Raw genomic sequence first — 12609 nt, forward strand, 5'->3', positions numbered from 1 at the left:
CTTACCACTTTTTATTCAGCAGACGGTCGATGCTATACGCGCCCGGTCCGGTAATTGCCAGCAGCAGGAATCCACCAGAAATTGTCAGGTTTTTCATAAACATCAGCGAGTTGACGCCTTCGGCAAAGTTGCTGTGAAATAAAAACGCCGTCAACAGTGTAAAGCCAGCGGTAAACAACGCGGTGGTGCGAGTCAGGAAACCAAACAGGATTGCCAGACCACCACCAAACTCAAGCAGAATCACCAGCGGGAGCATAAAGCCCGGGACGCCCATTGCTTCCATATATTGTTGAGTACCAGCGTAGCCAGTAATTTTTCCCCAGCCTGCGGTAATAAACAGAATCGGCATTAAAATACGCGCTACCAGTACACCAACATCTTCTAATTTTTTCATCATACTCTCCACTGCGCCACTCAGGCTGCTGATTGTTTTTTTGTGCAAGGGCGCGGTATTAGCGTCATTGCTGTCGATGGAGAGAATCATAAACGTGGTGAATGATGATTGTTAGCAAGGAAAACTGTCAAAAATTTTCAAAAAATTTGAGGGATAAGGCCGGAGTAGTTCCGGCCAGAGAGGAAGTTAACCGCGAAGCTGTTGCTGATTGAGGGTGGTTTTAACCAGACGCCATGCGCTCCAGACGCCAAAACCGCGTCTGGCCCAGCGGACCAGCATATTCGGATGACGAATAGTCCAGATAGCCATCACGCTGCTGCCGACCAGCGCCCAGGAACGCAGGCTCAACAGCATATTCCAGCGGCGATCATAGGCACCCGTTGCCTCCAGCCAGTCACGCCGACTGGCGGAAAGATCCAACCGTTGCTGCTGGATCTGACGAAGCAGTTGTGCCTTACGTTGTTCACGTTCGACTTTACCGCTCACGGGACTCCTCCTCGAGAAGTTGTCGATCGTTTGCCAGTTCGTGACGCGTATGGCGCAACAATGTGGATTTGCGCGACTTGCGTAACGTCCAGATACCGCCGATGAGTGCCAGAAGCAGCAGCACCACAGTGGTGGCAATCATTGCATTCAGGCGATATTGCGGATCAACGGCCCAGATAATCAGCACCATCAGGCTCATAAGACCAAATGCAGCGAAAAGCATCGTCAGGCCGAGCATCAGTAAAAGCTGAAAGATATTGGCTTTTTCTTCTTCCAGCTCAACCACTGCCAGCCGCAGACGCGTCTCCACCATTTCGACCATGATGGTGACAATTCGCTGCCCGATGCCCAGAACGCTTTTACCGGGCCCTTGTGCGTGATGAGTGTCCGCCATAATTAACGACGCGACAGCAGAACGCCCAGCACTACGCCGATGGCTGCACCAATACCAACCCCCGCCCACGGATTTTCACGCACATACTCATCGGCACGCGCTGCCGCAACACGGGTTTGTTTGGCAATCGCATCACCAGTTTCACCCAGACGATAGCGACTCTGCTTCAGAGCCTGTTCCGCTTTGCTACGAATCTTACTCAGTTCTTCTTTTGACTTTTCACCAGAGGAGCTGAGAACCTCTTCCAGCGTATCGGACAGGGATTTCAACTCAGCACGCAGGTGTTCCGTAGTGTGTTCTTTCGACATAGTTTTCTCCAGGTGAGTAAGTAGTAACTATTGGGGATTAGTAGTCGCGCGCTTCCAGCTTTTTCAGCTCTTCCTGCGCTTCTGCCAGTTTCCGTTCGCGTTTAGCAATCTTATCCGCATCGCCTTTTTGTTTCGCCTCGGCTAAATCATGCTTGCGTTCCGCCACTTCATCTTTCTGCTTCGCGATTTTCTTTTGATGATCGGCACGCAACTGGTTATCTGAACAATTCGCCCGCACTTCACTAAGGGCTTTGTTCAGGCCATTGATACGATTCTGGTTTTGGTGTTTTTCGGCATAGCTGATCTCCTTAAGGATATTTTGCTCCTTTTCCTGACAAAGGGTAGTGGCATAACTACTGACACTAAGAGCAAAAAGAGAAACAGCTAAAGCGATGCGGTATTTCATTCTTGAACCTTCCATTGTGACTCGGACCCATTACAGAGGAACGATTGTCCAGACAACGAGGCGGTGGTATTAACCACCGCCTTATTAATCATAGACAGTAACGGTGAAATCACCAAAGTGAGTGATATATTTCGGATAACAGGAAGCTATCCGAAGCGATGAGAATTGTCCCGCAGCCGGGTCAGCCATTGCATGGCCTGATTATTATCGTCCTGCTGCGCAATGATGTAGCCATGAGGCAATGTTCTGTCGAGGACCGCTTTGGCGGCGGCACTTTGATCGCTGGAATCAAACGTAATCAACAGAGTGTCATTCTTAGGGGTGATGCTTTTGAAAGGAATGCCATGAGCGTCAAGGTGATGCCAGATGGAAAAACCGTCCGGCATCGTCGTTCCTTGATGAACGGCACGGATCGCCAGCGTGGATTCTTGTTGACGAACCGCAGACCAGGCCAGCAGCAGTGTGCCAGCCAGCAGTATAGCAGCGCCGAACCAGGCTAGCTGGCGAAGCGACATGCGAGGTATTTGCATCCTTTACCCCCGATTTCCATATTTCTTTTTCCATAACACAACCAGAGAACCTGCCAGGCCGAACACCAGCAGCACCACCGGGAGCAGCATCAGGCATGACATCAGCTGGTCCTCATACTTTAAAAATACCGGCGTCTTGCCGAGCATGTAACCTAAGGTTGTCAGAATCAACACCCACAGCAGGCCACTCATCCAGTTGAAGAACTGAAAGCGGGCATTATTCAGACCTGACAGTCCGGCAATAGTCGGCAGTAATGTTCTGACAAATGCAATAAAGCGACCAATTAACAGCGCAGATAAACCGTGTTTATGAAAAAGGTGGTGTGCGCGTTGGTGGTAGTGCGCGGGTAAATGGGATAGCCAGTTTTGTACGGTGCGGGTGTTTCCCAGCCATCGCCCCTGTATGTAGCTGACCCAGCAACCGAGGCTGGCCGCAACAGTGAGCAGCATAATAGTCTGCGGGTAACCCATTGCGCCTTTGGCAATCAATACACCAACCAACACCAGTAAGCTGTCGCCTGGTAAAAAGGCCGCTGGAAGCAAGCCGTTTTCGAGGAACAAAATCACAAATAAGACAAAATACAACATGCCAATCATCGATGGATTGGCCAGGGTTTCAAAATCCTGCGCCCACAGGGCTTGCAGCAATTGGGTCAAAAGTTCCATTCATTATTCCTGGTGAATCGGTTAACGCCACGCCGGTTTTAAATGATGCACACCCGTCAGGTTATTGCTGTTGTTGTATGTATTGCGGGTCGAGACACCAATACGGCCTGAACTATTCCCTGTTAAAACGTGAGATAAGAAAACATCTAATAGCATAAATTCAAATTGAATCTAATTGTAACAAAGGTCAACGTTGTTCGTTATCAAAATTACATGTCCGTGGAGTCTGATTTTGCTGATTGCGGAGGAGGGTGGCGAGAGGATTTACACAGGCTGACACTTTATACTTTTCGCTTACTGATAAAGCGAACAGGCGCGTTGCAGCGCCTGTCAGAAGCGGAAGCTTATTTGCTGCTGTTGGCTGCAGTATCAAGATGAACGACAGGATTCTCGGCGAACAAATAGCGGTCGGCATTGAACTCAAAATCGTCACTGGTTTCGTTAAACAACATAATTTTGGTATTTTCCAGATGCTGCCACATTGCAAGTTTGGCAGCATGAGGATCTTTGCGTATCAACGCTTTGAGGATCTGATCGTGGTCATCACACCAGTTATCGACGGTACGGGAATCAATGTGCTCGTGCAGTTTTTTCCAGTACGGGTTATGACTACGCTGGGTCCACATTTTTTCAACGATAGCCGCCAGGGCGGAGTTCTGCGTCGCCAGAGCTACCTGAATGTGGAACTGCAAATCCCACTCGGAATCACGGAAGCATTGTTCGCCGCGCGCCTGCTCCTGGATGGCCATCAGTTTCATGATGTCCTGTTTCGTTACCTGAGTTGCCGCAAACTCGGCAATATTGCTTTCGATAAGTTGACGTGCCTGGAGCAGCTCAAACGGGCCGTAATTGGCAAATTCCATATTCGCGTCAGCCGCCTGCTGATGGCGAGGCTGGTTGGAAACCACATGAATTCCCGAGCCTTTGCGCACTTCTACATAGCCCTCGACTTCAAGCATGATGATGGCTTCACGAACCACGGTGCGGCTGACGTTTTTTTCATCAGAAATAAAACGTTCGGCGGGCAGTTTGTCACCCACCAGATAGACGCCCTGCTCGATGCGTTCTTTCAGGTCAGCGGCGAGCTGTTGGTACAAACGGCGTGGTTCAGTGATTTCCATATGCGCTCCAGGCATGATACGGCAGACTATATTTGTTATACCACTTTTGCGAGTTTAGCTCTACTCGCAGTGATGAAAAAGCCGCCTGAGAAGGCGGCTTTGAAGGGAAACTAAAACTTACAGTTAGCGTTAATGTTGCGGTGCGGGATCGTTATGTGTTTCCTGCGCCACCTCAATCGCCGGTTTGTTCTGCAACACGGTCCAGATAACCAGCGCACCTAACAGGTCGAACACTGCCAGTACTGCAAACAGCGGGCTGAAGCCGATGGTGTCAGCCAGTGCACCAACAACCAGCGCAAACAGCGTACTTGCCAGCCATGCAGACATCCCGGTCAGACCGTTTGCCGTTGCCACTTCGTTACGACCAAACACGTCAGAAGAGAGGGTAATCAGCGCGCCAGACAGTGCCTGGTGAGCAAAACCACCGATACACAGCAGCATAATTGCGACATATGGGTTGGTGAACAGACCGATCATACCTGGGCCAATCATCAGCACCGCACCCAGTGTTACCACCATCTTACGGGAAACAATCAGGTTCACACCAAACCAACGCTGGAACAGCGGCGGCAGGTAACCACCGAGGATACAACCAAGGTCAGCAAACAGCATCGGCATCCAGGCGAACATCGCGATCTCTTTCAGGTTAAAGCCGTAAACTTTAAACATGAACAGCGGGATCCACGCGTTAAAAGTACCCCAGGCTGGTTCTGCCAGGAAACGCGGCAGCGCGATACCCCAGAACTGACGGTTACGCAGAATCTGACCAACGGACATTTTCTTCGCCGTGCTCACCTGGTGCTGGGCTTCCTGACCATTAATAATATAGTCGCGTTCTTCATCGGTCAGATGCTTCTGGTCGCGCGGATGTTTATAGAAAATCAGCCATGCCATCGCCCAGATAAAGCTCAATGCACCGGAGATGATAAATGCCATCTGCCAGCTGTGCATCACGATTGCCCAAACCACCAGCGGCGGCGCAATCATCGCACCAATTGAGGAACCAACGTTAAAGTAACCTACTGCGATGGAGCGTTCTTTCGCCGGGAACCATTCGGAACTGGCTTTCAGACCTGCAGGGATCATTGCTGCTTCTGCCGCACCAACCGCACCACGGGCAATCGCCAGACCGCCCCAGCTACCAGCCAGTGCGGTTGCGCCACAGAATACCGCCCACAATACGGCAAACATTGCGTAACCGATTTTCGTCCCCAGAACATCCAGTACATAACCCGCTACAGGTTGCATGACCGTATATGCAGCAGAATAGGCTGCGATGATGTAGGAATACTGTTGGGTGGAGATGTTTAACTCTTCCATCAGAGTTGGTGCAGCTGCCGCCACAGTGTTACGCGTCAGGTAACCGAGCACGGTGCCGAGCGTCACCAATGCGATCATGTACCAACGTAACCCTTTAATTTTACGCATGTAAAACCTCATCGTTTTGTTATATCCGCAATAAGCGCGGTCATCATCCTGCCTGGGGCAGAGGATGTTAGTTACGACCGGATGACCGAAAAAAAACCGGTACACCCCGAACGCTGCCATGAAAGTTTCGTGCTAATTCGGCTTCCGTACCGGTCAACCCAATTCATCTAACAAATGAAAGAATCGGCAATTTGCATTCCGTCGACTTATGATTCGCGACGGCAGAAAGATAACTTGTCATACAACTTTAAAAGGTGAGAGCCATCACAAATGTGGGAATATTTGTGTGGGCATTACTGGATGAGAGTGAAGCCAGAACTGGCGCGGCTTGCAGAGGGATTTACCACTTTGAGAGTAATTTTTTTAACTACGTTTATTGATCTAACTCACGAAAATATCCTCGGGCTCTGGAAATTGGTGTGATAACTTTGTCAGCATCGCACCTTAAGCAAGCTAGCTCACTCGTTGAGAGGAAGACGATAATGACTCCGTTTATGACTGAAGATTTCCTGTTAGATACTGAATTTGCCCGCCGTCTGTATCACGACTACGCAAAAGACCAGCCGATTTTCGACTACCATTGCCATTTACCGCCGCAGCAAATCGCAGAAGACTACCGCTTTAAAAACCTGTATGACATCTGGCTGAAAGGTGACCATTACAAATGGCGCGCAATGCGTACCAATGGGGTTGCTGAGCGCCTGTGTACTGGTGATGCATCTGACCGTGAGAAGTTTGATGCCTGGGCGGCGACCGTTCCGCACACTATCGGTAACCCGTTATACCACTGGACGCACCTCGAACTGCGTCGTCCGTTTGGCATCACAGGTAAACTGCTGTCTCCGTCTACTGCGGATGAAATCTGGAACGAATGTAACGAACTGCTGGCGCAGGACAAATTCTCCGCGCGCGGTATCATGCAGCAGATGAACGTGAAAATGGTCGGCACCACCGATGATCCGATCGACTCTCTGGAACATCACGCAGAGATCGCCAAAGATGGTTCTTTCACCATCAAAGTGCTGCCGAGCTGGCGTCCGGACAAAGCCTTCAACATTGAACAGGCGACCTTTAACGACTACATGGCGAAGCTGGGTGAAGTTTCTGATACCGACATTCGCCGTTTTGCTGATCTGCAAACTGCTCTGACCAAACGTCTGGATCACTTCGCCGCTCACGGTTGTAAAGTCTCTGACCACGCGCTGGATGTGGTGATGTTTGCTGAAGCGAACGAAGCGGAACTGGACAGCATCCTGGCTCGTCGTCTGGCAGGTGAAACTCTGAGCGAGCATGAAGTCGCACAGTTCAAAACTGCGGTGCTGGTGTTCCTGGGCGCCGAATATGCACGTCGCGGCTGGGTACAGCAGTACCACATCGGCGCGCTGCGTAATAACAACCTGCGTCAGTTTAAACTGCTGGGGCCGGATGTAGGTTTTGACTCCATCAACGACCGTCCGATGGCGGAAGAACTGTCTAAGCTGCTTAGCAAACAGAACGAAGAAAACCTGCTGCCGAAAACCATTCTGTACTGCCTGAACCCACGCGATAACGAAGTACTGGGTACTATGATCGGTAACTTCCAGGGCGAAGGTATGCCAGGCAAAATGCAGTTCGGTTCCGGCTGGTGGTTTAACGATCAGAAAGACGGTATGGAACGTCAAATGACCCAACTGGCACAGCTCGGTCTGCTGAGCCGTTTTGTTGGGATGCTGACTGACAGCCGTAGCTTCCTGTCGTATACCCGTCACGAATATTTCCGCCGCATTCTGTGCCAGATGATTGGCCGCTGGGTGGAAGCGGGCGAAGCACCGGCGGACATCAACCTGCTGGGCGAGATGGTGAGAAATATTTGCTTTAACAATGCGCGTGACTACTTCGCCATTGAACTGAACTAAGGTCTGGGGTTGATATGCAATACATCAAGATCCATGCGCTGGATAACGTCGCGGTCGCGTTAGCGGATTTGGCGGAAGGCACTGAAATCAGTGTCGATAACCAGACCGTTACGCTGCGCCAGGATGTCGCTCGTGGACATAAATTTGCGTTAACGGATATCGAAAAAGGGGCCAACGTCATTAAATATGGCCTACCGATTGGTTATGCATTGGCGGATATTGCCGCAGGTGAACACGTTCATGCCCACAATACGCGCACGAATCTGAGCGATCTGGATCAGTATCGCTATCAACCTGATTTTCACGATCTGCCTGCGCAAGCGGCAGATCGCGAAGTGCAGATCTATCGTCGTGCTAACGGTGATGTCGGGGTACGTAACGAGCTGTGGATCCTGCCAACCGTGGGGTGTGTCAACGGCATCGCGCGGCAGATCCAGAACCGTTTTCTGAAAGAGACGAACAACGCTGAAGGTACTGACGGCGTGTTCCTCTTTAGCCACACCTACGGTTGCTCGCAGTTGGGCGACGATCACATTAATACCCGTACCATGCTGCAAAACATGGTGCGTCATCCGAACGCAGGCGCCGTGTTGGTCATTGGTCTGGGTTGTGAAAACAATCAGGTTGCCGCGTTCCGTGAAACGCTGGGTGATATCGATCCTGAACGCGTTCATTTCATGATCTGCCAACAGCAGGATGATGAAATTGAAGCGGGGATCGAACATCTGCATCAGTTGTATAACGTCATGCGCAACGACAAGCGTGAGCCGGGTAAACTCAGCGAACTGAAGTTTGGTCTGGAGTGCGGCGGTTCCGACGGTCTTTCCGGTATTACTGCTAACCCAATGCTGGGGCGTTTCTCTGATTACGTCATTGCTAACGGCGGCACTACCGTGCTGACTGAAGTACCGGAGATGTTTGGCGCAGAGCAGTTGCTGATGGACCATTGCCGTGACGAAGCAACGTTTGAAAAACTGGTCACCATGGTCAATGACTTCAAGCAGTATTTTATTGCGCATGACCAGCCGATCTACGAAAACCCATCACCGGGGAACAAAGCGGGCGGTATCACCACGCTGGAGGACAAATCACTTGGTTGTACCCAGAAAGCGGGTTCCAGTGTCGTAGTTGACGTGCTGCGTTACGGCGAACGTTTGAAAACGCCTGGCCTGAACCTGTTAAGCGCGCCGGGTAACGATGCAGTAGCGACCAGCGCACTGGCCGGTGCGGGCTGCCACATGGTGCTGTTCAGTACCGGTCGCGGCACGCCGTACGGCGGATTTGTGCCGACGGTGAAAATCGCCACCAACAGTGAACTGGCGGCGAAGAAAAAACACTGGATCGACTTTGATGCGGGTCAGCTGATCCACGGTAAAGCGATGCCGCAGTTGCTGGAAGAATTTATCGATACCATCGTTGAGTTTGCCAACGGTAAGCAAACCTGCAACGAGCGTAACGACTTCCGCGAACTGGCGATCTTCAAAAGTGGCGTAACGCTGTAAAGTCGAAATAAGTTGTTAATAAAAAACGGCGTTTCATAATGTGAAGCGCCGTTTGCTTTTCCATACCTGCTAAGGATTTATCATGACCGCGTATTGGCTGGCCCAGGGCGTGGGTGTCATCGCCTTTCTGATTGGTATTACAACATTTTTCAACCGTGACGAACGTCGCTTTAAAAAGCAGCTTTCGGTCTATAGCGCCGTTATTGGCGTGCATTTTTTTCTACTGGGCACCTATCCCGCCGGTGCCAGTGCCATCCTTAATGCCATTCGTACGCTGATTACCTTACGCACGCGCAGCTTATGGGTAATGGCGATTTTTATTGTGTTGACAGGCGGAATTGGCCTCGCGAAGTTCCATCATCCTGTCGAACTATTGCCGGTTATCGGCACGATTGTCAGTACCTGGGCGCTGTTCCGCTGTAAAGGGCTGACCATGCGTTGCGTGATGTGGTTTTCAACGTGTTGCTGGGTGATTCACAACTTCTGGGCGGGGTCGATAGGCGGCACGATGATTGAGGGTAGTTTTCTGCTTATGAATGGCCTGAATATCATTCGTTTCTGGCGGATGCAGAAAAGGGGAATTGATCCGTTTAAAGTAGAGAAAACCCCTTCCGCCGTAGACGAAAGGGGTTAAACATTAATTACGCAGGGCGCTATTTGCCAGACGATCGTCTTCCGCCTGGCAAGCTGCCGCAGTGAACAGCACGTCAGTTGAAGAGTTCAGCGCGGTTTCGCAAGAGTCCTGTAATACGCCGATGATAAAGCCGACGGCAACCACCTGCATGGCGATATCGTTCGAAATACCGAACATATTACAGGCCAGCGGGATCAGCAGCAGAGAACCACCTGCCACGCCGGATGCGCCACAGGCACACAGAGAAGCCACCACGCTCAACAGCAGCGCTGTGGGCAGATCGACCGGAATACCCAGCGTATTAACCGCAGCCAGCGTCAACACGGTAATGGTGATTGCTGCGCCCGCCATATTGATGGTGGCACCCAGCGGAATAGAAACGGAATAGGTATCGCGATCCAGATTCAGCTTTTCACACAGCGCCATATTCACCGGAATGTTCGCTGCAGAGCTGCGGGTGAAGAAGGCATACACACCGCTTTCACGCAGGCACAGCAGCACCAGCGGGAACGGGTTACGACGAATTTTCCACCATACCAGCAGCGGGTTAACTACCAGCGCCACCAGTAACATACAGCCAACCAGCACGACCAGCAGTTGCGCGTAGCCCCACAGTGTGGAGAAACCGGTGGTTGCCAGGGTAGAAGAAACCAGACCAAAAATACCGATCGGTGCGAAGCGAATCACCAGTTTCACCATAAAGGTAACGGCATTCGACATATCATTGACCAGGTTTTTGGTGGTCTCGTTACCGTGACGCAGTGCGAAACCAAGGCCAATTGCCCACACCAGAATCCCGATATAGTTACCTTTCAGCAAGGCGTCGATAGGGTTGGAAACCATACTCAATACCAGTCCACGCATCACTTCTACAATACCTGACGGCGGCGAAATATCGCCCGCGCTACTGGACAAGTGCAGGGTAGAAGGGAAGGCAAAGCTGAAGACTACTGCGGCCAGAGCAGCTGAGAAGGTGCCCAGCAGATAGAGGAACAAAATAGGGCGGATATTGGTTTTCTGCCCGTGCTGGTGGTTAGCGATGGAAGCCATTACCAGCATCAGCACCAGAATTGGTGCGACAGCTTTCAGTGCGCCGACGAACAAAGTACCTAACAGACCGACAGCTTCCGCCGCGGGTTTTGAGATCCATGCCAGAAGAATCCCCAGAACAAGGCCGACCAGGATTTGTTTTACCAGGCTGCCATGAGCCAGACGCCGGAATAGCCCCGGTGAACGTTGCGTAGTCATTTTTCGATCCTTTCATTGTGTTGTCGCACATCCCTGGTGCGTTCTGTCGACGCATCTTTCAGGATGTAACAAAGTGTTTGCAAGGTCGAGTATAAGGAAAGTTACAGCTTCGGGAAGCGAAAAATACTGGATTTTAAAGAGAGGTCATATTTTGCAACTTAATGGTTACATTTATTTGACATAAAAATAAAGCCCAACGTGTGGCTTCCAGACTGATGGCAACGTCAAAAAAGTACTCGGTCAGTCCCCTCGCCCCTTTTGGGGAGAGGGTGAGGGGAACAGGCCAGCATCGGTGCGAAAAATTACCCTCACCCCAACCCTCTCCCTGTGTGGAAGGGAGAGGGAGAAAACGGTGCTCATGTTGATGACAGGGTACACGGCTTAGGCAGATTAAAAATCATCCAACCCGCTGTTTATCATGCCGATAATTCACCCAGGCGTTGATAATGAACGTCATCACCAGAATGCCAAACACCACGCCCAGCGAGACGGCGATCGGAATATGGTAGAAGTCGACAATCAGCATCTTGATACCGATAAACACCAGAATCACCGCCAGACCATATTTGAGCATCGAGAAACGTTCTGCTACACCTGCCAGCAGGAAATACATCGCACGCAGGCCGAGGATCGCAAACAGGTTTGAGGTCAGCACAATGAACGGGTCAGTGGTAACAGCGAAGATAGCCGGAATGCTATCCACGGCGAAAATCACGTCGCTCAACTCCACCAGAATCAGCACCAGCATCAGCGGCGTGGCATACAACAAGCCATTCTTACGCACAAAGAAATGCTCGTTGTCGATGGTGTCGGTCATACGCAAATGACCGCGTAGCCAGCGTACCAGCGGCTTGTCGCCAATACCTGATTCATCTTCATGGGCGAGCGCCATCTTCACGCCGGTAAACAGCAGGAAGGCACCGAAGATATACAGGATCCAGTCGAACTGCGAAATCAGCCAACTGCCAGTGAAGATCATGATGGTACGCAGAACAATCGCCCCGAGTACGCCATACACCAGCACGCGCCGTTGTAACGCTGCCGGGACAGAGAAATAGCTGAACAACATCAGCCAGACAAAGACGTTATCGACCGCCAGAGATTTCTCAATCAGATAACCCGTGAGAAAAGCCAACGCCTGTGGGTCCGCGACTTCGCGTCCCTGAGTCTGGACTAAATACCACCAGAAAGCGGCATTAAACAGTAAGGACAGCGTCACCCAGACCAGAGACCAGGCCGCAGCCTGTTTCATGGTCATGGCATGTGCCCCACGACGCCCCTGCAACAACAGGTCGATAGCCAGCATAATGGCGACAACAACAGCGAATCCGCCCCATAGCAACGGCGTGCCGACAGTATTCATAGAAGTTCCTTACACATAAAAAAACGGCCAACGTCGGAAGACGTCAGCCGCTGCTTTTTATGCATAGACCTCGCCTTCCGGCAAGGTCTCACTTACAACAAAAAAGGAATACGTCTGCGTATTCCTTTTGGGTTGCCCGGTGACCGGATGTGGTTTTTCACACATCGTAATGACGATCGACCGGCAATGAAGTTACTCCCCTTTGCAGGTAACAAAGTATGACAGACCATTCAC

General features: G+C 51.1%; 14 protein-coding genes. 3 read left to right on the top strand and 11 right to left on the bottom strand.

The window, feature by feature from the left end:
* Position 1: 1 nt before the first annotated feature.
* From D9742_RS12275 to exuT, 9 genes are all read right to left on the bottom strand, one after another.
* On the bottom strand, positions 2-394 hold the full coding sequence (locus D9742_RS12275) for a DoxX family protein (RefSeq protein WP_000732240.1): 393 nt from the start codon (positions 392-394) through the stop codon (positions 2-4).
* A gap of 186 nt (positions 395-580) precedes the next feature.
* Positions 581-880: a YqjK-like family protein gene (locus tag D9742_RS12280; RefSeq protein WP_130210382.1), complete on the bottom strand. Its 300-nt coding sequence runs from the start codon at positions 878-880 to the stop codon at positions 581-583.
* Positions 870-1274 (bottom strand): phage holin family protein, encoded by a 405-nt coding sequence (locus tag D9742_RS12285; RefSeq protein ID WP_130210384.1) that lies wholly within the window; start codon positions 1272-1274, stop codon positions 870-872. Before D9742_RS12285 ends, D9742_RS12280 begins: the two co-directional genes overlap by 11 nt.
* 2 nt (positions 1275-1276) lie before the next feature.
* Entirely contained in the window at positions 1277-1582 is a 306-nt protein-coding gene (locus D9742_RS12290) for a YqjD family protein (RefSeq protein ID WP_064529583.1), read from the bottom strand.
* A gap of 37 nt (positions 1583-1619) precedes the next feature.
* Positions 1620-1988: a DUF1090 family protein YqjC gene (gene yqjC, locus D9742_RS12295; RefSeq protein WP_130210388.1), complete on the bottom strand. Its 369-nt coding sequence runs from the start codon at positions 1986-1988 to the stop codon at positions 1620-1622.
* Positions 1989-2134: 146 nt separating this feature from the next.
* Entirely contained in the window at positions 2135-2518 is a 384-nt protein-coding gene (gene mzrA, locus D9742_RS12300) for an EnvZ/OmpR regulon moderator MzrA (RefSeq protein WP_130237070.1), read from the bottom strand.
* Positions 2519-2521: 3 nt separating this feature from the next.
* A complete protein-coding gene (gene yqjA / locus D9742_RS12305; protein WP_064529586.1) occupies positions 2522-3184 on the bottom strand; it encodes a DedA family general envelope maintenance protein YqjA in 663 nt (220 codons plus the stop codon).
* Positions 3185-3528: 344 nt separating this feature from the next.
* The gene (gene exuR / locus D9742_RS12310) at positions 3529-4305 is read right to left on the bottom strand and encodes a transcriptional regulator ExuR (RefSeq protein WP_130237071.1); all 777 of its coding nucleotides are present in this window, start codon (positions 4303-4305) and stop codon (positions 3529-3531) included.
* Between the two features lie 129 nt (positions 4306-4434).
* Entirely contained in the window at positions 4435-5733 is a 1299-nt protein-coding gene (exuT, locus tag D9742_RS12315; protein ID WP_001226463.1) for a hexuronate transporter ExuT, read from the bottom strand.
* 482 nt (positions 5734-6215) lie between these two features.
* Between exuT and uxaC the strand changes: the two genes are divergently transcribed.
* The 3 genes from uxaC (at position 6216) to D9742_RS12330 (ending at position 9764) form a co-directional block, all read left to right on the top strand.
* On the top strand, positions 6216-7628 hold the full coding sequence (gene uxaC, locus D9742_RS12320) for a glucuronate isomerase (protein ID WP_130237072.1): 1413 nt from the start codon (positions 6216-6218) through the stop codon (positions 7626-7628).
* 14 nt (positions 7629-7642) lie between these two features.
* Entirely contained in the window at positions 7643-9130 is a 1488-nt protein-coding gene (gene uxaA / locus D9742_RS12325) for an altronate dehydratase (protein ID WP_130237073.1), read from the top strand.
* 82 nt (positions 9131-9212) lie between these two features.
* The gene (locus D9742_RS12330) at positions 9213-9764 is read left to right on the top strand and encodes a YgjV family protein (protein ID WP_000128138.1); all 552 of its coding nucleotides are present in this window, start codon (positions 9213-9215) and stop codon (positions 9762-9764) included.
* 3 nt (positions 9765-9767) lie between these two features.
* Here D9742_RS12330 and sstT read toward each other — a convergent pair whose 3' ends face one another.
* Together sstT and alx are read right to left on the bottom strand one after the other, a co-directional pair.
* Complete coding sequence (sstT, locus tag D9742_RS12335) at positions 9768-11012, bottom strand: serine/threonine transporter SstT (protein ID WP_130237074.1); 1245 nt, start codon at positions 11010-11012, stop codon at positions 9768-9770.
* Positions 11013-11409: 397 nt separating this feature from the next.
* Positions 11410-12375: a TerC family membrane protein Alx gene (gene alx, locus D9742_RS12340; RefSeq protein WP_001098820.1), complete on the bottom strand. Its 966-nt coding sequence runs from the start codon at positions 12373-12375 to the stop codon at positions 11410-11412.
* Between the last annotated feature and the right edge of the window lie 234 nt (positions 12376-12609).

The sequence above is a fragment of the Escherichia sp. E1V33 genome (assembly GCF_004211955.1).
Lineage (GTDB): Bacteria > Pseudomonadota > Gammaproteobacteria > Enterobacterales > Enterobacteriaceae > Escherichia.

Excerpts from the sequence above, each read along its gene's own strand:
- yqjA (WP_064529586.1), bottom strand. The coding sequence starts at position 3,184 with ATGGAACTTTTGACCCAATTGCTGCAAGCCCTGTGGGCGCAGGATTTT.
- D9742_RS12275 (WP_000732240.1), bottom strand. The coding sequence starts at position 394 with ATGAAAAAATTAGAAGATGTTGGTGTACTGGTAGCGCGTATTTTAATG.
- D9742_RS12285 (WP_130210384.1), bottom strand. The coding sequence starts at position 1,274 with ATGGCGGACACTCATCACGCACAAGGGCCCGGTAAAAGCGTTCTGGGC.
- uxaA (WP_130237073.1), top strand. The coding sequence starts at position 7,643 with ATGCAATACATCAAGATCCATGCGCTGGATAACGTCGCGGTCGCGTTA.
- mzrA (WP_130237070.1), bottom strand. The coding sequence starts at position 2,518 with ATGCAAATACCTCGCATGTCGCTTCGCCAGCTAGCCTGGTTCGGCGCT.
- exuR (WP_130237071.1), bottom strand. The coding sequence starts at position 4,305 with ATGGAAATCACTGAACCACGCCGTTTGTACCAACAGCTCGCCGCTGAC.
- D9742_RS12290 (WP_064529583.1), bottom strand. The coding sequence starts at position 1,582 with ATGTCGAAAGAACACACTACGGAACACCTGCGTGCTGAGTTGAAATCC.
- exuT (WP_001226463.1), bottom strand. The coding sequence starts at position 5,733 with ATGCGTAAAATTAAAGGGTTACGTTGGTACATGATCGCATTGGTGACG.
- sstT (WP_130237074.1), bottom strand. The coding sequence starts at position 11,012 with ATGACTACGCAACGTTCACCGGGGCTATTCCGGCGTCTGGCTCATGGC.
- uxaC (WP_130237072.1), top strand. The coding sequence starts at position 6,216 with ATGACTCCGTTTATGACTGAAGATTTCCTGTTAGATACTGAATTTGCC.
- yqjC (WP_130210388.1), bottom strand. The coding sequence starts at position 1,988 with ATGAAATACCGCATCGCTTTAGCTGTTTCTCTTTTTGCTCTTAGTGTC.
- alx (WP_001098820.1), bottom strand. The coding sequence starts at position 12,375 with ATGAATACTGTCGGCACGCCGTTGCTATGGGGCGGATTCGCTGTTGTT.
- D9742_RS12330 (WP_000128138.1), top strand. The coding sequence starts at position 9,213 with ATGACCGCGTATTGGCTGGCCCAGGGCGTGGGTGTCATCGCCTTTCTG.